17 protein-coding genes, 1 rRNA gene and 1 pseudogene are annotated in these 19,194 nt (G+C 69.3%); 13 read left to right on the plus strand and 6 right to left on the minus strand.

The genetic code is table 11. The features are described from left to right. The first annotated feature begins 47 nt into the window (after positions 1 to 47). From VLY81_RS06055 to VLY81_RS06075, 6 genes are all read left to right on the plus strand, one after another. Positions 48 to 821 carry a Crp/Fnr family transcriptional regulator gene (locus tag VLY81_RS06055; RefSeq protein WP_324670120.1) on the plus strand — a complete coding sequence of 258 codons (774 nt, stop codon included), beginning with the start codon at positions 48 to 50 and terminating at the stop codon, positions 819 to 821. Between the two features lie 5 nt (positions 822 to 826). Continuing rightward, positions 827 to 2,233 (plus strand): hypothetical protein, encoded by a 1,407-nt coding sequence (locus tag VLY81_RS06060; protein WP_324670121.1) that lies wholly within the window; start codon positions 827 to 829, stop codon positions 2,231 to 2,233. Between the two features lie 254 nt (positions 2,234 to 2,487). Further along, complete coding sequence (locus tag VLY81_RS06065) at positions 2,488 to 2,955, plus strand: RrF2 family transcriptional regulator (RefSeq protein ID WP_324670122.1); 468 nt, start codon at positions 2,488 to 2,490, stop codon at positions 2,953 to 2,955. A 19-nt stretch (positions 2,956 to 2,974) separates the two neighbouring features. Continuing rightward, a complete protein-coding gene (locus tag VLY81_RS06070) occupies positions 2,975 to 6,262 on the plus strand; it encodes an SDR family NAD(P)-dependent oxidoreductase (protein WP_324670123.1) in 3,288 nt (1,095 codons plus the stop codon). Positions 6,263 to 6,521: 259 nt separating this feature from the next. Continuing rightward, positions 6,522 to 6,633 (plus strand): 5S ribosomal RNA (rrf, locus tag VLY81_RS14880). Positions 6,634 to 6,821: 188 nt separating this feature from the next. Beyond that, positions 6,822 to 7,367: a Uma2 family endonuclease gene (locus tag VLY81_RS06075; protein ID WP_324670124.1), complete on the plus strand. Its 546-nt coding sequence runs from the start codon at positions 6,822 to 6,824 to the stop codon at positions 7,365 to 7,367. A gap of 114 nt (positions 7,368 to 7,481) precedes the next feature. On the opposite strand, the gene VLY81_RS14920 is transcribed toward VLY81_RS06075, so the two are convergent. The 4 genes from VLY81_RS14920 to VLY81_RS14610 form a co-directional block, all read right to left on the minus strand. Then, complete coding sequence (locus tag VLY81_RS14920) at positions 7,482 to 7,808, minus strand: PIN domain-containing protein (protein WP_491701042.1); 327 nt, start codon at positions 7,806 to 7,808, stop codon at positions 7,482 to 7,484. Beyond that, on the minus strand, positions 7,783 to 8,022 hold the full coding sequence (locus VLY81_RS06080) for a UPF0175 family protein (RefSeq protein ID WP_324670125.1): 240 nt from the start codon (positions 8,020 to 8,022) through the stop codon (positions 7,783 to 7,785). Before VLY81_RS06080 ends, VLY81_RS14920 begins: the two co-directional genes overlap by 26 nt. Before the next feature lie 671 nt (positions 8,023 to 8,693). Continuing rightward, positions 8,694 to 8,876, minus strand: a complete 183-nt coding sequence (locus tag VLY81_RS06085) for a hypothetical protein (protein ID WP_324670126.1) — start codon at positions 8,874 to 8,876, stop codon at positions 8,694 to 8,696. A gap of 215 nt (positions 8,877 to 9,091) precedes the next feature. Beyond that, entirely contained in the window at positions 9,092 to 9,298 is a 207-nt protein-coding gene (locus tag VLY81_RS14610) for a helix-turn-helix domain-containing protein (RefSeq protein ID WP_405001294.1), read from the minus strand. Positions 9,299 to 9,402: 104 nt separating this feature from the next. Here VLY81_RS14610 and VLY81_RS14615 point away from each other — a divergent pair, with 104 nt between their 5' ends. The 5 genes and pseudogenes from VLY81_RS14615 (at position 9,403) to VLY81_RS06100 (ending at position 13,382) form a co-directional block, all read left to right on the plus strand. Then, complete coding sequence (locus tag VLY81_RS14615; RefSeq protein WP_405001296.1) at positions 9,403 to 9,666, plus strand: DUF4258 domain-containing protein; 264 nt, start codon at positions 9,403 to 9,405, stop codon at positions 9,664 to 9,666. Further along, positions 9,656 to 9,856: a DUF2283 domain-containing protein gene (locus VLY81_RS14620; RefSeq protein ID WP_405001297.1), complete on the plus strand. Its 201-nt coding sequence runs from the start codon at positions 9,656 to 9,658 to the stop codon at positions 9,854 to 9,856. Before VLY81_RS14615 ends, VLY81_RS14620 begins: the two co-directional genes overlap by 11 nt. Before the next feature lie 528 nt (positions 9,857 to 10,384). Continuing rightward, positions 10,385 to 11,260 (plus strand): annotated as a pseudogene (locus VLY81_RS14885) (IS1634 family transposase); the annotation flags it as partial. After that, positions 11,247 to 11,987, plus strand: a complete 741-nt coding sequence (locus tag VLY81_RS14890; protein WP_449731181.1) for an IS1634 family transposase — start codon at positions 11,247 to 11,249, stop codon at positions 11,985 to 11,987. The pseudogene VLY81_RS14885 and the gene VLY81_RS14890, both read left to right, overlap by 14 nt. 78 nt (positions 11,988 to 12,065) lie before the next feature. After that, entirely contained in the window at positions 12,066 to 13,382 is a 1,317-nt protein-coding gene (locus VLY81_RS06100) for a transposase (protein ID WP_324670129.1), read from the plus strand. A gap of 1,115 nt (positions 13,383 to 14,497) precedes the next feature. Here VLY81_RS06100 and VLY81_RS06105 read toward each other — a convergent pair. Both VLY81_RS06105 and chrA read right to left on the minus strand, forming a co-directional pair. Further along, positions 14,498 to 14,737 carry an SHOCT domain-containing protein gene (locus tag VLY81_RS06105; protein WP_324670130.1) on the minus strand — a complete coding sequence of 80 codons (240 nt, stop codon included), beginning with the start codon at positions 14,735 to 14,737 and terminating at the stop codon, positions 14,498 to 14,500. A 703-nt stretch (positions 14,738 to 15,440) separates the two neighbouring features. Next, entirely contained in the window at positions 15,441 to 16,682 is a 1,242-nt protein-coding gene (chrA, locus tag VLY81_RS06110; protein WP_324670131.1) for a chromate efflux transporter, read from the minus strand. Between the two features lie 558 nt (positions 16,683 to 17,240). Here chrA and VLY81_RS06115 point away from each other — a divergent pair. Together VLY81_RS06115 and VLY81_RS06120 are read left to right on the plus strand one after the other, a co-directional pair. After that, the gene (locus tag VLY81_RS06115) at positions 17,241 to 18,527 is read left to right on the plus strand and encodes a GumC family protein (RefSeq protein WP_324670132.1); all 1,287 of its coding nucleotides are present in this window, start codon (positions 17,241 to 17,243) and stop codon (positions 18,525 to 18,527) included. After that, the gene (locus VLY81_RS06120; protein WP_324670133.1) at positions 18,505 to 18,906 is read left to right on the plus strand and encodes a hypothetical protein; all 402 of its coding nucleotides are present in this window, start codon (positions 18,505 to 18,507) and stop codon (positions 18,904 to 18,906) included. The genes VLY81_RS06115 and VLY81_RS06120 overlap by 23 nt, the downstream gene beginning before the upstream one ends. The last annotated feature ends 288 nt before the right edge of the window (positions 18,907 to 19,194 follow it).

The following is a 19,194-nucleotide window of genomic DNA, read 5'->3' on the forward strand; positions in this document are numbered from 1 at the left end:
GGCTTGCTATTGCATGGGTAAATCGTTAGCCTGGAAAAGGATATCCCGTGCAGGAGCGTAGCCCGCCGCTGCGGGTGGCGCCTTGCGCTCCGTCACGGCCTGGAGTGATGACCATCACCGACAGGCCCGAGACGGCCCTGGCCGTGCTGCGCCGCACCAGCCTCTTCGACGGGCTCGACGAGGGCCAGCTGGCGGCCATCGCCCAGCTCCTGCACCGCCGGCACTACCGGCGGGGCATGTTCGTCTTCCTCGAAGGGGAGCCGGTGGAGGCCGTCTACTTCATCGAGACCGGTTCGGTCAAGGCCTCGACCACCGACGCCGAGGGCCGGGAGCACATCCTCAACGTGCTGGGGCCAGGCTCCTTCTTCCCCCACGTCGGCTTCCTCGACGGCGGGCCGGCGCCGGCTACGGTGCAGTCGCTGGAGGAGACGACGGTCTGGGTGATGGAGCGGGCCGCCTTCTACGCCCTGCTCGCCAGCGAGCCGGCCATCGCGGTGCGGATGGTGGCCGTGCTGGGCCGCCACATCCGCCGGCTCCACGCCCAGCTGCGGGAGATGGGCATGCAGCCCGTGCCGGCCCGGCTGGTGCGGGTGCTGCTGCGGCTGGCCCGCCAGCTGGGCGAGCCGGTGCCGGAGCGGGGGCGGCCGGGGGCCGTGCGCATCCGGGTGCACCTCTCCCATCAGGATCTGGCCGGCATGGCGGGCACCACCCGGGAGAGCGTCAGCCGGCTGCTGGCCGCCTTCCGGGGAGCCGGCCTGGTGCGGCTCGAGCGGGGGCTCATCGTCCTCGACGATCCCTCGAAGCTGGAGGAGTGGGGGTAGGGGCAATGGCCGACGAGACGGCCCCACGGCGAGGCGAGGGGGCGCCGCCGCCCGGCGGGCCCCTGGCGGGGGCGACCGGCGGGCCTCTGATGATGACCGCGGCCGAGGCGGCCATGTGGTGGGCCACCGCCGTCGCGTTGCCTGCCGTCGCCGTCCTCCTCGTCATCTCGGCGCCCCGGCTGGCGGCGGCCCGCTTCTTGACGGCACCGGTTTTCGCGCTGACCCACGCCATCACCCTGGGGCTGGGCTCCACCATGATCGTGGGCGCCGCCTACCAGATGTCGGGGGCGTTGCTGAGCGAGCGGCTGTGGACGCAGCGCTGGGTTCCGTGGCAGCTGGCAGGCTTCATCGTCGGGGCCACGGCCCTGGTGGCGGGCTTCTACACCAGCCGCATCGGGTGGCTGATCCTGGGCGGGAGCCTGGTGACGGTCACGGCCTGGGGCTTCGGCGTCATCATGGCCAGGACCGGCGCCGCCTTGCGCCGGCGGGGGGCCGCCGGCCAGGCAGGGCCGCAGGGCCGCCTCCACGGGCTGGCCATGGCCATCAGCGCTTTGAGCTTCGGCCTGGTGACGACCTGGGGGCTGGTGCTGGCCCTGGGCTTTCGCTTCCCCGTCTGGCCGTGGCTCTACATCGGCCACCAGGGCCTGCTGGTGCACATGGCTCTGGGGCTGGGCGGCTGGTTCGCGCTGATGGTGGTGGGGGTCTCCTACCGGCTGGTACCTATCGTCCACGGGGTGCGCATCGCCAACGAGCGGCGGGGGATGGCCATCGTGGCGCTCCTGGTCGCCAGCCTCGCCCTGCAGGTGGCCGGCGCCCTGGCCCGCTCGGCCTGGTTGCTGAAGGCGGCGGTGGTTGCCGCCTGCCTGGCCGGCCCGCTCTACGTCTGGGAGCTGGTCTACCTGCTGCGTCGCCGGCGGCGCAGGCGGCCCGACCTCAACGTCGACCACTGGTGGGCCCTCTGCGTCGTCACCGTCGTGCTGAGCGCGACGGGGCTGGGTTGGGCTGCGGGCCTGGTGAGCGTCCGCCCGCCGGAGCGGCTGGCCCTGGCGGCGGGCGTGGCCTACCTGTTGGGCTGGGTGGTGCAGGTCATCCTGGGCCAGCTCTACAAGGTGACGCCCTTCCTGATGTGGTACTACCGGGCCACCATCCCCGACGTGCTGCAGATCCCCAACCTGCCCGACCTCTACGCCCCCAAGGCCGGCAAGGTGGCCTTCTGGGCCACCAACGGCGGGCTGGTGCTGCTAGTGGCCGGCATCCTGACCGCCTCGACGCCGCTGACGCAGCTGGGCGCCTGGGCGTACGGCGCCGGGCTGCTGGCGGTGGCCGCCTTGCTGGGCTACGGCTGGCTGCCGGCGGTGCTGACCGGCCGGGTGCCGTGGCGGTGGCGGGCACGGGCGGCGCGCGAGGCGTAGCGCCCCGGCCGCCTGCCCCCGGGCCCCCGGCGGCCCTTCGCTTCTCCCCCCTTGACGCCCCGCTGGCCTCGATCTCCCGCTGGCGGGGGCGCGCCCTCGGAGGACAACCGTCCTGCCTCATCGGGTCGGATGCCACTGACGAGTCGGGACTGCCGCCCCTGGGTGAGGCGCCCCGGCTGGCGTAGAGTCGCAATCAGAGAAACAAGACCACTTTGTCCGATTTATGCAGGACCCGGTGGGAAGGGGGGAGCCGGGTGAGGCTGACCCGTCCGAGCGACTACGCCATCCGGCTGATGATGCAGCTGGCCGCCCGGCCCGGCCACGCCTCGGACGTGGCGACGCTCTGCCGGGAGGGGGGCATCCCGACCGCCTACGGAGCCAAGGTGGTGCAGGCTCTGGCCCGGGCCGGGCTGGTCGTCACCGCCCGGGGGGCTCGGGGCGGCGTCCGCCTGAGCCGCCTGCCCCAGGGCATCTCGCTGCTGGAGGTGGTGGAGGCGGTCGAGGGTCCCACCCTCTTCACCCGCTGCATGCTGTGGCCGGGGGAGTGCCCCGATCCGGGGCGATGCGCCCTCCACCCCGTGCTCGACGGGTTGCGCCGGGCCGTCACCGAGTACCTGGGGGGCATCTCGGTGGCGCAGCTGGCCGCCCTCCACCGGCAGGCCGAGCAGGACGACGGCGCCCGGCAGGGCCTGGACCCGCTGGCCGGCGCCGCGTCGGGATAGGAGACGAGGGGGATCGGTTATGGATGCGCGATCCGGCTTCTGGAAGTACGCGCTGGTGTTGACGGTCCTGGGCGTCTTCACGGTGATGGTGCTGGGCGCGGCCTTCAGCTTCGACGAGGTGCCGCCCGTGCCCCAGCGCATCGTCGTCGAGCCGACGGGCCAGGTGCTGGATGGGGCCGTCATCGCCCTAGGGCAGTCGGCGTGGCAACGCTACGGGCTGATGGATTACGGCTCGGTGCTGGGCAACGGGGGCATGCGAGGGCCCGACTTCACGGCCCAGACCTTGCGGCTGATGGCCGAGGCGATGCAGGCCTATCACGCCCAGCAGGCCCGAGCGGCGGGCGAGCCCCTGTCGGCCGCCGAGCTGGCCGCCCAGGTGCAGGCGGAGCTGTCGGCCAACCGGTACGATCCCGCCACCCGCACCCTGACCATCTCCGCCGCCCAGGCCTTCGCGCTGGAGCAGGTGGAGGCCTTCTACCGCCGTCTCTTCGCCGAGGGCGATCCCGAGGCCTCCCTGCCGGCCGGGTTGGTGGCGCCCGGTGACGTGCCGGCGTTGAGCCGCTTCTTCTTCTGGACGGCGTGGCTGTCGGCTGCCCGGCGCCCGGGCCAGGCCTACTCGTACACCAACAACTGGCCCTACGAGCCTGCCGCCGGCAACCACGTGACGCCCGGCTCGGTGGTGGCCAGCGCCGTCAGCGTGGCGCTGCTGGTGGCCATGCTGGCCGTGGTGCTGTGGGCCTACTTCCGCTACCGGCTGCAGATGGAGCCCGAGCTGGAGCCTGACGGGCCATCGGCCGGTCTGCACGACGGCGCAGCACGGCGGTCCGCCATCGGGCTGCCCGACTCCCTCACGCCCACCCAGCGGGCCGCGGCCAAGTTCCTGGTGGTGGTGATGCTGCTCTTCCTGGGCCAGACCCTGATGGGCGGCTGGATGGCCCACAGCTACGTGGCGCCCGACTTCTTCGGCGTGCGGGAGGTGCTGGGCATCCCCATCGACCGCCTGCTGCCCTTCTCGGTGGCCCGATCCTGGCACCTGCAGATGGCCATCTTCTGGATCGCCACGGCCTGGCTGGCGGCCGGCCTCTACATCGCGCCGGCCCTGAGCCGCCAGGCGGCGGCCGCCCGCGGCCAGGCGACGGGCGAGCCGCGAGGCCAGGCGCTGCTGGCCAACGTCCTCTTCGTGGCGCTGGTGCTGGTCACCGCGGGCACCCTGGCCGGCACCTACCTGGGCGGCACGGGGCGCCTGACCGCCGGTAGCGGCGAGGCGGGCTCCGGACTGTGGTGGTGGATCGGCCACCAGGGTTGGGAGTACCTGGAGCTGGGCCGGCTCTGGCAGATCCTGCTCATCGTGGGGCTGCTGCTCTGGCTCATCATCGTCTGGCGCGGCATCCGGGCCGCCCTGCGGGCCCAGCAGGACCCGGGCAGCCTGCCGCACCTGCTGCTGTACGCCTCGGCCGCCATCCCCTTCTTCTACGGCTTCGGCCTCTTCTTCAAGCCGGGCACCAACTGGGCCGTGGCCGAGTTCTGGCGGTGGTGGGTGATCCACCTCTGGGTCGAGGGCATCTTCGAGGTCTTCGCCCTGGTGGTGACGGCGACGCTGCTGGTGCACCTGGGGCTGGTGCGGGCCCAGTCGGCGCTGCGGGCCACCTACTTCCAGATCCTGCTGGTCATGGCCACGGGCGTCATCGGCACGGCGCACCACTACTACTTCGTCGGCCTGCCCGAGTTCTGGCTGGCGCTGGGCGCGGCCTTCTCGGCCCTGGAGGTGGTGCCGCTGACGCTGTTGGGCGTCGAGGCCTACGAGCAGTACGTGCTGGCTCGCCGGGCCGGGCGCCAGTTCGCCTACCCGACGGTCTTCTGGTTCCTGGTGGCCACCTCGGTCTGGAACGTCTTCGGCGCCGGTGTGCTGGGCTTCTTCATCAACCTGCCGGTGGTCAACTACTTCGAGCACGGGACCTTCCTGACCGCGGCCCACGCCCACGCCGCGCTGATGGGCGTCTACGGCATGCTGGCCATGGCGCTGCTGGTCTACGTGCTGCGCAGCGTCACCCGGCCCGAGGCCTTCTCGGAGCGGGCCGTGCGGCTCAGCTTCTGGGGGCTCAACGCCGGGCTGGCCGGCATGGTGCTGCTCACCCTGATCCCGGTGGGCATCGGCCAGCTCGCGGTGGCGGTAGATCAGGGCTTCGCGGTGGCCCGGGACCCCGCCTTCTACCGGACGCCGTGGGTGCAGGTGCTGTTGTGGCTGCGGATGCTGCCCGACACCGTCTTCATCGTGCTGGGCGTGCTGCCGATGCTCTGGGCCGTGGTGACGGGCCTGCGGGGGCCGCGCCCAGCCGATGAGCCCTTGCCGGCGGCGGCGGCCGTGCCGGCCGTGACCTCGGCGCGGCAGGCGGGCGGCGGCGGGCGCGCCGGGGCCGGCGGCGCCAGCGCCCGGCGCGGAGGACCGCGGGCCCCTCCACGAATCTGCCGGTACCGAACCAAAGCCGGGGCCTGTCCCTGCGGTGCAGGGCAGGGAGGGGCTCCGCCGCGGGGGGTGCCTGCCGTGAAGGTGGCGGGAGCCGTCGCGCTGGTGACGGGCGGCGCCTCGGGGCTGGGGGAGGCCGTGGTCCGGCGGCTGCACCGTCTGGGCGCGGAGGTGGTGGTGGCCGATGTGGCCGCCGCCCGGGGCCAGGCCCTGGCGGCCGAGCTGGGGGCGGGGATTCGCTTCGTGGCGGCGGACGTCAGCGACGAAGCGGCCGTCGCCCAGGCCATCCGGGCGGCTTCGGAGATGGGGCCCCCGCGGATCCTGGTCAACGCCGCCGGGATCGGCGGGGCCCGGCGCATCGTGGGGCGGGAGGGGCCCATGCCGCTGGAGGAGTTCGCCCGGGTCATCCAGGTCAACCTGATCGGCACCTTCAACGCCCTGCGCCTGGCCGCGGCGGCCATGGCCGAGGCGCCGCCCGACGAGGAGGGCGAGCGGGGCGTCATCGTCAACACCGCATCGGTGGCGGCCTTCGAGGGACAGTTAGGGCAGGCAGCCTACGCGGCCTCCAAGGCGGGGGTGGTGGGGCTGACGCTGCCGGCCGCGCGGGAGCTGGCCCGCTGGGGCATCCGGGTGGTCACCGTGGCGCCCGGCGTCTTCGACACGCCCATGGTGGGGGCGCTGCCCGAGCCCGTGCGGGCGTCGCTGGTGAACCAGGTGCCCTTCCCGGCCAGGCTGGGGCGGCCGGAGGAGTACGCGGCCCTGGTGCAGCACATCGTCGAGAATCCCATGCTCAACGGGGCCGTCATCCGGCTGGACGGCGCGTTGCGGATGGCCCCCCGCTGATGGGCCATTTTCTGTGCGACAGTCCTCCTCCGTGCCTTGGGGGTGCTGCCGGCTCAGGTAGGCTGGCTTCCTCCGCCCGTCTCACTGCCCGTTCGGGCGTTTAGGCGAAGTGCTTCGGGTACGGGTCGAGGGCCTGAGTCCCCGCAGCGCACCGGCTGAAGAACCGGCAAGGGCGGAAAACAGGCCTGGGATGCTCGCGGCAGGGATTGGGTCAGGAGCCGAAGATCCCGTGCACAGAGGCCGCGGGACACGGTCGGAGCCCAGCGTGACTACCTTGCGCGACCGTTCCCATTCCGAACACGGCCGTGAAAACCTCCAGCGCCTAGGGTACTGCGGGGGCCACCCCACGGGAGAGCGGGTCGCCGCCGGGACACCCTTGCGACGAGGTCACGGCCTCGATCCCACGAATCGATCTCACGAAGAGGTCGAGGGCCCGAGGCCGTGACGTTTGTGTGTCACTCGGCGGCAAGGCGTGGACTTTGGCGTCACTTCGTCGGGCAGACCTTGGCCTCGGGGGCAGCCGTCCAGATGGTATACTGAACGTCGGGAGGGGAAGCCCGTGGCGACGCGGACGCTGTTGACCGCCGACGACCTGCTCCGGCTCCCCAAGGACGGCAAGCGCTACGAGCTCGTGAAAGGGGAGCTGGTGGAGATGGCTCCGCCCGGTTGCGAGCATGGGGAGATCGCCGGTCGCATCGCCGCACTTCTCGGAAGCTTTGTGCTCCGCCAAGGGCTCGGCGCAGTGCTGGTGGAAGCCGGTTTTCTTCTGACCAAGAACCCCGATACTGTGCGCGCTCCAGACGTGGCCTTCGTCGCCCGCGAACATCTGCCAAGCCCTCGGCCCAAAGGCTACCATACCGTGTCGCCCGACGTGGCCGTCGAGATCCTGTCGCCGAACGACACCTTCCGCGAAGTGCAAGAACGCATCGAAGCCTGGCTTTCGGCGGGGGCCAAAAGCGTGTGGCTCGTCGACCCGGACCGTCGCCGGGTTATGGTCTACGCCCATCCCCACCGGCCGCAGGTCTTCGAGGCGGCCGAGACCCTTGCCGACCCGGCCGTCCCGGGCTTTTCGGTGCAGGTGGCAGAACTGTTCCCGGAGGGGTGACCCGGCGGTGTCCCGGTGCCTCCCGCGAACGCAACGCGCCGTGAAGGCTTCCGGCCGCTTCCTGTGCGTGGCTGCACCGGCGCGACGAACTCGGGCGATGGGGCGCAGCGGCGGCTACGAGGCCGGCGTGCTACGGAGGCCGAGATGCGAAGCCATCTTCCTCGCATCCAGGTCATCAAGCACAAGCAGAGCATTCGCGTGTTCAAGCCCTAAAGCAATCGCCTCCGCCTCGCCCTTTCCCAGAAAGGCCTGCAGCACCCGAACTCGTGCTTGGTCGGTGACCCGTACGACCCTCGCCCAGGCTGGAACGGACGGCCCAATCTCCTCCTGTACCGCAGGCGGCATCCACACCTCGGACGCGGACTGCCGCAGCAACTCCAGCCTCCCTATCCGCTCGAGGGCGATGCAGACCGTGCTATCCACGATGAGGATCGAGGGCATGCTGCACGTCCTTGTCAAGCTCGTCGGGCGGGTAACGGAAAACCGAGATCCCGTGCTTGTTGAGGATCTCTGCGAACGCCCGGACGGAATAACCGGCCAGCTCGGCGGCCTTGCCCAGTGAAAGCTTACGTGCCTCGTAAAGTTTCATCGCGAGGTAAAGAAGGGCCTCATCCCTCGAAACATGGTCGGGCAAGACGACCGTGAATTCAGGCATTTCACCCAACTTCCTCTCGCACCCATTCGTAACTCGGGACTGTCCCTGAAGTTTCCGGCCCCATCATACCACACCCCGAGCATCCGGCCTTGTGTCGGCAGGCCGGGTCGGGCTCGTAAGCCGACGCACGACGTAGCCGGAAGCGCCGTTGAGATGGCCCTGGCCACCGAAGTGAGGTAAGGTTGGGGCCGAAAGGTAGGAGGAGCGCTGGAAAAGCGCCCTCGCCCCGACGTCGTGCCCAAGTCGACCGCCGCTCGACCAGGGAGGGAGGCCCTGTGGGGGCCTCGAGGGAATGGTTGCGCAAGGAACAGCGGATCCTGGCCCTGCTCCACGGCCCTGAGCCAGACTATGACCAAGCAGCTCGCCTTCTCGACGAGATGGCTGCTGCTCCGGGAGCTGGGAAGGTCTGCAACATGGCCGCTTTGTACAGCGAGCTCGCGGACGCTTACTCGGGGGCCGGCCGGCTGGAGGAAGCCATCGTTGACCAGGGGCCTGGAGCTGGCGCAGAGGTCGCGCCAGTGTTTACCAGTAAGAAGTTGGTAGTTGTTTGCTGAGGTGGGGGTCAGAAGGACAAAACGAGCCGGGCACCTCCCCCCGGCCCGGGGCCACCCGGCTGGCTTCCGTAACAGACGGCTTGCCCGGTCGGCTTCCCCCACCCGCCGGCGGGAGGGTCAGCTGGTGTCCGGGACCAGATACAGCCCCAGCGGTCCCTCCCCGACCAACAGCTCCGCCCGCAGCCGCTCGGCCACGCCCCGGTCGGTCTGCTCCCAGGGACGGCGGCGGCGGATGCGGCGGGCCAAGAACAGCTGAAAGAGGTTGTAGCCCGCCGCCAACAACGCCCACAGCACCTGCATGCCGGTCGGGTGGTGGAGGAAGCCGTGGTCCAGGTGCCACTTGTAAGAAGGGCGTCGCGATGGCAGCGGGACGGATTTCAATTCCTTTTCAAAACCTGCCTCCTCAGCGCGGGCACCCTTTTCTTCGCAGACAAATCGCTTGTTAACAGGTCGAGATCACCCACCTATTCCCCGACTACCCGCCCCTGGCCATCGGCCTTCCGGCACCAGGGCGGTCAAGGCTCTCTTCGGAATGCGCCGAGCCGCGCCAGTTTCACATAAGGCAGCTCATCGCGCTCCACGAGACTGTAGAGCTTGCTTCGGCTGATGCCCAGGAACGCCGCAGCCTGTCGGACGTTCAGCAGGCCGTCAGCGACGAGGTCCTCTGTCGAAAGCTGGAAAGCGCATCCCCTCGGCGACGTCGAGGACGGGCAGCCCTGCAAGCCAGGGCGTGAACAAAGAGTCTTGGCGGGTCGTCATGAGGGGGCGAAGCATCGCCGGCGCGCCATGACCGGAGCTCCGAGGTATACTGGGGTCGGACGAAGGAGTGAGGCCGACGCCAGACCTGCTCTTTACCAAACATGCTTTGGACGTAATGGCCGAGCGGAGAATCGGCGAGGAACTGATTGCCGAAACGGTCACTTCACCCGACCGCGTAGAGCGCCGGCCGGATGGAACCACGCACTACATCCGTGCGTTCCGTCAGTGCGGCAGTCGATTTCTTCGTGTGGTAACTGTGGAGGGCGAGCGGCACCTGAAGGTTGTGACCGTGTTTTTTGATAGGAGGCTGCGGAGACGCCATGCGAATTAAACTGGATCGTCAGGCCGATGCCCTGTACGTTCGCCTAACCGACGCGGATATTGTTGAGTCAGAGGAGGTCGCGCCGGGCGTCATAATAGACTATGACCAAAACGGTGTAGTCGTAGGCGTCGAGATACTCCAACTCGGCTCCCGCCACGGTCAGGAGGCAGTGGCCTCCATTCAGTTGGATACCGACTGAGGTCAGCCTGGTGTAGACTGGGTAGCGCCGTGAGTTCCTGCGCTTCCTGCGACGCCTGGGCCAGACCCACCCTGACGGCGAGATTCATCTGAGCCCCGACAACTACGCCACCCACACGCACCAGGCGGTGAAGTCAGAGATTGCGCCGGTAGTTCAAGAGCCCTAATCAAATCCGCACCCTGAGCCCACCCGCATCATGGCGGGCTTCGCCAGCTCCTTCCCATTTTCGCTGGAAGCCGGCGGGCCAGCAGGAGGCCGCCCGGGAAAGGAAAACACCCCCAGCAGGCGAAGGGCAACAACCGGCAAACCGCCACGCCCGCGGGGGGTGCTGGAGCCGATGGGAGCGACCCCCTCCCACCGGCGGTTAAAGCAGTTCGTCAGGTACGCCGGCTAGCGGGCGGACCCGCATAGCGGTGGGCATTCAAACCGGTTGAACGCGTGCCAATGTAGCCAAGAGTATGGCCCTAAGGTATTGCCTTGACAGTTGTCATGTGCTACCATTGAGCCATGAGGTGCGTATCCAGTGCCATGCACATCGAGACCATCCGCCGCCGGCAGGGCGACAAGGTCTACACCTACCACCTGCTGCGCCAGACCTACCGGGAAGGCGGCAAGGTGAAGCACCGGACCCTGGCCAACCTCTCCCACCTGCCGGAAGCCGTCCTGGAGCTGGTCCGGCGAGCCCTGCGGGGCGAGCCGGTGGCGCCGGTGCCGCAGACGGTGAAGATCCGCCAGTCCCGCCAGCACGGGGCCGTCGCCGCCGTCGTGGGCATGATCCGCCAGCTGGGCCTCGACCAGGTGCTCTACTCCCGCTCGGCCGACTGGGTGCGCGTGGCCCTGGCCGTCGTCGTCATGCGCATCCTGCGGCCCTCCTCCAAGCTGGGCGGGACCCTGTGGTGGACGACCACCACGTTGCCGCAGCTTCTGCGGTTGCCCCACAACGGCGAGGACGTCAACGACGTCTACCGGGCCATGGACGAGCTGCTGGCCCGTCAGGCCGCTATCGAGGCGAAGCTGGCGCGCCGGCACCTGACGGCCAACGCCCTCGTCTTGTACGACCTGACGAGCGTCTATCTGGAGGGCAAGACCTGCCCGTTGGCCCGCTTCGGGTACAACCGGGACAAGAAGCGGGGCAAGAAGCAGTTCTGCGTGGGGCTGCTCACCAACGACGAGGGGTGTCCCGTGGCCGTGGAGGTGTTCCCCGGCGACGTGGGGGATCCCGAGACGCTGCGGGCCCAGATCGCCCGGGTCCGGGCTCGGTTCGGCATCGAGTACGTCGTGTTCGTCGGCGACCGGGGCATGATCGTCAAGGCCCGATTGAGCGACTTGGAGGCGGTGGGCTTCGGGTGGATCACGGCCCTGCGGGCGCCGGAGATCCAGAAGCTGCGGGATGAAGGGTTCTTTCAGCCGGGCCTGTTCGACCGGCGGGACCTGGCGGAGATCGCCGACCCCGAGCGGCCCGGGAGCGGCTGGTGGTCTGCTACAATCCGCTGGTGGCCGAGGAGCGCCGGCAAAGCGCGAGGCGCTGCTTTCGGCCACGGAGCGGGAGCTGGCCAAAATCGAAGCCCGGGTGCGCCGTCGCCGCCGCAAGCCCCTGACGGCCGACGAAATCGGGGTGGCCGTGGGCAAGGTCCTGGGCCGCTGGAAGGTGGGCAAGCACTTCCAGCTGGAGATCCGCGACGGCCACTTCGCCTTCCGGCGCAAGGAGGCCTCCATCGCCCGGGAGGCGGAGCTGGACGGGTTTTACGTGCTGCGCACCAACGTGCCGGCCGACCGGATGGAGCCGGCCAAGGTGCAGGCCACGTACAAATCGTTGCGGGCCCTGGAGCAAAACTTCCGCACGATGAAAAGCGCCCTGGACCTGCGTCCGGTCTACCACCGGCTGGAGGACCGGGTGCGGGCCCACGCCTTTTTGTGCATGCTGGCGTTGTATGTGCGCTGGCACATGGAGCGGGCGCTTGAGCCCCTGCTGGCGGAGGACCCCCGGCGGTCCTTCGAGGGGCTGATGATGCAGCTGGAGACGCTGCAGCGCCACACGGTCGAGGTGGCCGGTCAGGAAATCCAGATGCTCGGCGAGCCTGAGCCGCTGCACCAGCGGCTCTTCCAGTTGCTGGGGGTTCCCCTGGCGTAGCCAGAAGCCTGAACGCTTGAATCCCACTCCGTTGGCGTCATTGCCGTGATTTGAGGGATATCGGGGTTGCTGAAGCCGATGGGAGCGACCCCCTTCCACCGGCGGTTAAAGCAGTTCGTCAGGTACGCCGGGTCCACCTGCCGGCTGGGGTATTGGCTGAGCCAGGTCCGAGACCTCCGGCGGCGGGTCAGCATCCCGGCCCGCACCCTGGCCTGCGTGGGGGTCTTGGGGTTTGCCTTCCGGGTCGCCTCGCTGATGGAGCTGGCCAGCTGGGTGGAGGCCGGCGCCTTTCGGAAGTTCTTCCGCGGTCAGCGGGGGCCGCTTCGGGACTGCTTTCGGGACTGGTGCAAGCGGGTCGAGCTGCCCAGCCTGTGGGCCATGAACGACGCCATCCTGGCCAAGGCCCGGCGGGACAAGGTCTTTCGGGCCGGCACCGTGCACGGCTGGCATGTGGTGGCCATCGACGGCACGGAGGTGCTGCGCACCTCGGCGCGGGGCTGCCCGGCCTGTCAGGTCTACCACCACAACGACGGGCGCATCGAGTACGCCCACCGGATGGTGCTGGCGCAGACGGTGGTCCGACCGGAGGCGCAGGACGAGCCGAAGCACCGCCGGAGGTCCTCGGGGCCGCCGCCGGTGGTGTGGGGGATGGAGGCCCAGCGGCCCGGGGAAGACGAGGTGGGGGCCGCGCGTCGGCTACTGCGGCGGCTTGTCCAGCGCCACGGCCACTTCTGCGACGTGCTCACGGTGGATGGCGCGTATGCGGAGGCGCCATTCCTGAATGAGGGCCGGGCGCTGGGTCTGCAGGCGGTGGTGCGGCTCAAGGACGAGCGCTACCACGTGGTGCAGGATGCCGCGGGGCTGCGCAGAGGCGAGCCGCCCCAAGAGACCTTTGCCACCCGCATCGGGTCCAAACAGGTCGTCGTGCGGCTGTGGGACACGCCCGACCTGACCAGCTGGGAGGGCCTCTCCCGTCCCGGGCGAGTCGTGTACGCCGAAGAGACGCTGACGTGGACCCAGTGGAAGGAAGGCAAGCCCAAGCCCCAACAGGCGTATCGGATCCTGCAGGTGCTGACGACGCTGGAGCCGGCGCAGGCTTCGGCTCGGGTCATCTGGGCTATAGCCCGCGCCCGATGGGGGGTCGAGCATGAAGGCGTGCGGGAGCTGAAGACCCACTGGCACCTGGATCACGGCTTCCTCCACCACCCGACCGGCATGCAGGCCATCTGGGCGTTGTTGGTGACGGGGTTTAACCTGTTTCAGCTCTTTTTGGCACGGCGGGTACGCTCCCGCCGGGACGTGGAGGCGACGGATAGCGGACTGGCCCAGCGTCTGCAACGCGCGCTGCGGGAGGTCACGGAGCCGCTGGGCCCGTACCTTTGGGACACCAGCTGATCGGTGAGGCCGTCGGGTGGGGGAAGCCGGCCAGCCAAGCCGCGAACTGGACCAAGTTCCCAGCCGGTTCCTTCGCCGGGCAGGAGAAGTCTGCCCGGCTTTTTGCTTCCCTCCGTATCCCCCTGAGGAGTTATCTTCCATATCCTACCTGGTAGATAATGGCGCGATCTCTGGTCGGCCCCCAGATCCTTGTACGACGTGCCTTGGCGCAGCATATGATGGAGGATCACGATGAGGCTGTGGGCCACGGCCACCCCGGCCCATTTGGCCCCGCGACGCGCGGCGATGCGGTGATACTGGGCCGAGAGATAGCTCGTCCGGGTACGCGCGGCCGCGCGGGCAGCCTCCACCAAGCCTTCCCGCAGCCGCCCTTCTCCCTCCTGGCGACGGGCGCGGCGGCCTGCTCCTCGAAACTCTAGCATGCGTGCTTCCCCATGGGAGCGACACTTCGTGGTGCTTCAGGCCGCCGGGGCGCAGTCTTATGGTCGGGCTCGCAGCACCAAGTGGAGTCGGCCTCGCGTCGGCCCGTCGCCGCACCACCGCTTCGCCCACCAGGCGCCATTTTCATGCTTCGTGGCGCCGGGATTACCCGGCATGACGGTCTTATGGGGATTTTACTGTGGCCACGGACACAATGCTCGGGTCGTCAGGGGAACGCTGTCGCTGTCGCCACTGCCCGATGCGGCTCCTGACTGCGAGGAGAGCAGCACGGACATGACGACGACGACCGCACCGGCAAGCCACATCCGTTTGACCCGAGGCCAGCGCCAAACGAATCCCGCCATGTTCCCCGATATCCTCCCCCTGTTGGGCGTCCACGCCGCCCCACCGGGCTCGGGGCGAAGAGTAAATACCAACGATAACTGAAAGCAAACTGAAAGCATTCTGAGAAGAGACTGAGAGCCCTCGTGAGAGCCGTCCAAAGGTGATCGGCGCGCCGGCGCAAGGGGTGGTCGCCGATACATCCGAAGGGGGCCAGGTCATCGGTGATGCGATGCGCGAGACGGGTCGCCTCGAGGCGCCCGCCGCCGTCGAGGCACCGTCATGCCGCGGCACGGTACACGGCCGCCCGGGGGAGATGGCCTCGCGGCCTGCAGCGAGGCTCGTCGGGCCGGCTACCTGGACGCCTGGCGAAGCTCGTCTCGCATCCGACGGAACTCGTCCTCGGAGATCTCCCCGCGTGCGAACCGCTCCTCCAGGATGGCGAGGGCCCGGGCCCGCTCGGTCGAGCCGGTGCCTCCGGCGACGAGGGTCCTGACCAGCCACACGATGCCGGCGATGGCCAGGCCCCAGAAGAGGAGCATCGTCACCCACCCGATCCACCAATTGCCGCCCATCCAACTGGCGCCCCACATGCCGGGGCCACATCCCCACCACATGGCACGACCCACCCTCTCTCGGGGCGGCGGGTCCCCAACGGGTCACGAGACGGGATCCCGTCGCCGCAGGCATTATCGAACCGGAAGCTTAGAGGAGCCTGAAAGAGGGGGGAAGAGAAGGGAAGGGCTCAGCCTCGTATCCATATCACTCGAGGCAGCCGCAGCCGGAGGCCTCTCGGGCGCCGTACCCGCAACGAGGGGCAGTCTCCGATGCTGGCTCCCAGCATGGCGCCCATGCCGCCGTTCATGAGATACGCCAGGAGCGTGCGGAGATGGTCACCCGTCGCGTGAGGTGGGGCATGGGGCGCCGAAAGTTCCGCCATGGCAGGCAGCCCGCCAGGCCCCGGGACGGCATGCATGGCCACGTAGGCGACGAGACCTCCGGCAAGGCCCCCCAGGGTGGCGCAGCCCATCGCCGACTTGGATGACGGACGGTCCCTTGGGGAATCACGGCGTGCCGCCTGCGCCAGCCCGGTCGCCAGCGCGGCGAGCGCGAAGGGCCACATCCCTCCGGCCGGCGCGAGGGCTTCGACGAGACCTCCGGCGGCGCTTCCGACCAAACCCGCGACGGCTACCCGATGGCCGCAATCTCGACGTGGCTCGTGCCCTCGCACGCCGCATGCACCTCGCTGCCCTCAACTCTACGCCCGGCCGGCGGCGCTTAGGCCCGACCGGCTCCTCACGGTCCCAGCATGCGGGCCACCAAGCCCAGCAACGCCCCGCCTGCGATGAGCCAGGCCGAGTTGAGGCCGAGGCGCGTCAGCGCCAGCAAAGATGCCACGGCGACGAGCACGGTGACGGGATCGACCAGCGCTGCCCCCGCCAGCTGCAGCGTCACCCCGGCCATGAGGGCCAGCGAGACCGCGTTGACCCCGTCGAGGATGGCCCCCGTCCACCACGACCGCCGCAGCCACGTCCCCAGCGGGTGCACCGCCGCCACCAAGAGGAACGACGGCAGGAAGATGCCGACCGTCGCGACCGCCGCGCCCGCCACTCCGCCCAGGACGTAGCCGACGAAGGTGGCCGTGGTGAAGACGGGGCCCGGCGTGGCCTGGCCCACCGCGATGGCGTCCAGGAGCTGCCGGTCGGTGAGCCATCCCAGCCGCTCCACCAGGTCCCGGCGCAGCAGCGCCAGGAGCACGTAGCCGCTGCCGTAGAGGACGGCCCCCACCTTCAGGAAGACGCCGAAGAGCCCGCTCAGGGCGAACGGGGCGGTCGGCACGCCGGCCACCGCTGTGCCGGCTGTGGCCACGCCCCCGGCGGCTGCAGCCGCTGCGCCCTGTGCTCCGGCCCCGGCCAGCCCCGCCGCGACGGTCGCCCATCCGAGGCCGTGCAACGAGGCCGGGCGGGTGCGTACGGGGCGCTGCCGCAGCCCCCTCACCAGGGCGAAGGCGAGCCCGCCTCCGAACAACAGCGCCAGCTCGTGGACGCCGAGCAGGTACAACGCCAGAGCCCCAGCTGCCCAAGCGGCGGCCAGCGGCTGAGCGAGAGCGGTGCGGGCGAGGCCCACCAGTGCCTGCGCGACCACGGCGATGATGACGGGCTTGATGCCGTACAGCATCCAGTCGACCTGGGGCGTCGTACCCCACGCGACGTAGGCGGCCGCGAGGGCGCCGACGATGAGCGCGGCCGGCAGGATGAAGCAGACCCCGGCCACCACCAGCCCCCGCCAGCCGGCCCGGACGTACCCCAGGTGGATGGCCATCTCCGTCGAGTTGGGACCGGGGATGAGGTTGGTCAGCCCGATGAGGTCGAGGAAGCGCTGCTCGCTCACCCATCGGCGCCGCTCGACCACCTCTTCGCGCATCATGGCGATGTGGGCAGCCGGCCCGCCGAAGGCGATGGTGCCGAGCTTGAGGAAGACGCGGGCCACCTCCCCCAGCGTCCCGGGGGCGGGAGCCTGCGCCGATGGGTCAGTCATCCGGGCGGCGTCCTGCTTCTTCACGAGCATCGACCTTCAGTGGCAAGCGGGGGAGCGCCGTCGACGCGAGGCGACCGAGGCCAGGCCGTGGCGCTCCCGTGGGAGTATAGCCGAGACCGAGCCCGGGGCGGGAGCTCGGCATCAGGAGCGGAGGAGGCCCTGCCCGGCCCGCCGGGCGACCGACTTGGTTCACCGACGCGTCGAGGGAGTCGCTCGTTTCGAGCGACCAGTGGGCGGCAGACGACATGGCGCGCACCGGCATCCTGGCCCAGCTCGCCCACGTGGCCTATCACCTGGGTGCCATCCGGCAGATGGCTCGTGACGTGGCGGGCTGAGGCGGCTACCCGAGGCGGTACCTGACTGAAGACCCTTCCTCGCCCAGTCCGCGGTCCGGTGCGTGGGTGGGAGGCCCTCTCACCCACGCACCTGTGCGCCACGCCCTGACGGCTCCGAGGCCTACCTACACGGTTCCCCATATTCTGACAATAGAAGGGAATAGCCTCTCTCTTAGCATACTCTACCAATGTCACGTTGCCCGTGCCGCTTGGGGGGATTGGGTTGGACGACGAGATCGACCTGCGAGCGTACCTGGCGGTGCTCTGGCGAGGACGGTACGCCATAGTCACGGTGACGCTGGTAGGGGTGTTACTGGCTTTTCTCGTGAGCCGCTTTCTCCTCACACGTGTCTATGAGGCTTCGGTGCTGCTCGTGGTGGAGGCAAAGGCTGCCCTGCCCAGTAACGAGGCACCTCAGCTTCCACAATTGGTGGCAGCAGCCTTGATGCCGCTTGATGCCAGGGGTTACCAGGAAATCGTGCAGTCCCCCGCCTTTCAGGACTTGGTGGGCCGCCGCGGTCAGGAGCTCTTTGGCGTCCGCGATAATTACTCAGTCAGTGCCCGAGTGGTGCCCCAGACGGCGCTGGTAGAGCTCTCGGCCGAGGCGTCCCGTCCCGAATGGGCTGCCCGCTTGGCTAACGAAGCGGCGTTGTTGTTACTGCAAGAGGCCGACCGACTCAATCGGTCTCGGCTGGAACGGGCTCTTGCCTTGCTGGAGGGGCAGATCGCTCAGGCACGTGCCGATCTGGACATGGCGCTTCAGGCGCTTCAGGAGTTCACGCTTCGCGGACCCAACGTGGACGAGCGCCAGAACGAGCTCGATGCCAAACTGTCTCTGCTTGCCGAATACCAGAAGCGGCTTGCCCAGTTGGATGTTCTGTTGACCACGGAAACCACGAAGCTGGGAGAGCTGCAAGCGCAGCTCGCTGGCGAGCCGCCTCTCCTGACCCTCAAGAAGGCTCTAAGCCCGGAGGCTGCAGCGCTCGGTCAGGCAATTCGGGGCCTCGGCCTGTCGATTGGCGAGCCGGTGATGAGCCTGGACGACGAGCAGCCGAACCCCGTTTACGTAGACTTGCGAAGTCGCCTTGCGGTGCAAGAGGTGACGGTTGCCGGGCTGCGGGCCGAGCGGGAGCAAGTTAGCGCTGCGTTGGAGCGGTTGTCTCAAGAAGTTCAGCGCCTGTCGAGCGAGCTTGTGACCCTGCAAGCCCAACAACGTGAGCTTACGTGGCAGGTCGATACGGCGAGGCGGACATACGAGACGGCAGTTACCCAGTACGAAGTGCAGAAGGCGGTACTGGCCGCTCGCTTCGGTGAGTCGGCGCTGACGCTGGTGAGAGACGCCCCGGTGCCCCAGTCGCCGTCGCGCCCCAGGACCGCCCTTAACATGGCAGTCGCCGGGCTACTGGGCTTGATGGTGAGCGTCTTCGGTGTGTTCGTCGCGGAGATGTGGCGGCAGCCCGCCCAGGTCAAGGCGGGAGAGGTCTCCCATGTTGCGACCCCCAGGGCGTGAGCGGGTCGCGCCGAGCGGGGACCGCTGGGTGGCCTGGGCGAGCGGCCTGCCCGGTCTAGGGCAGTTTCGACAGGGGCGGCGTGCCGCCGGGTGGTTCTTCTCGGGATGGGCCGGGGGCGTCGTCGCATTGGGCGTCATCATCGCCTGGCAGAAGATGCCATCGGCCTTTTGGGCGCTGTGGGGGCTGGCGAGCTTTCTCCTCTACCAGGCGAGCGTCCTCGACGTCGCTCGGCACGCGCGGATGCGTGAGGCGAGGCGCCGCCGGGAACTGTGCGCCCTGCTCTTTCCGGGTCGGCCACCCAGGCCGAGGGGAGCCGGCGAAGTGGACCCCGGCAGGGGGGAGCCGGAGCCCTTACTCGCAGCCCGACCACGAGGCTGAGGGCGCGAAAGCCACGGCATGTCTTGTCTCAAACGGGGGCCCACGGCGCCGTGAGCCCCCGTGCGCGTCCAGGCGATCGGCGAGGTCCAGCAGGATTAGAGGCCGGTTGCGAGCGGACGTTTCACCGGACGTCCTTGATAACAGCACTGCTCTGCGTCGCACTCTCCGCCAGGCAGCGACTCGTTGCACCCGTGACCCGCAGCATTCAGAAGTCCGCCTCGGTCCTCACGATCATGGGCCTGTTGCGCCGTAACGGCAAGGTCAAGGGGGGGCCAGGCCCTCTCCGAG

This window comes from Limnochorda sp. LNt, from assembly GCF_035593265.1.
Lineage (GTDB): Bacteria > Bacillota > Limnochordia > Limnochordales > Geochordaceae > Geochorda > Geochorda subterranea.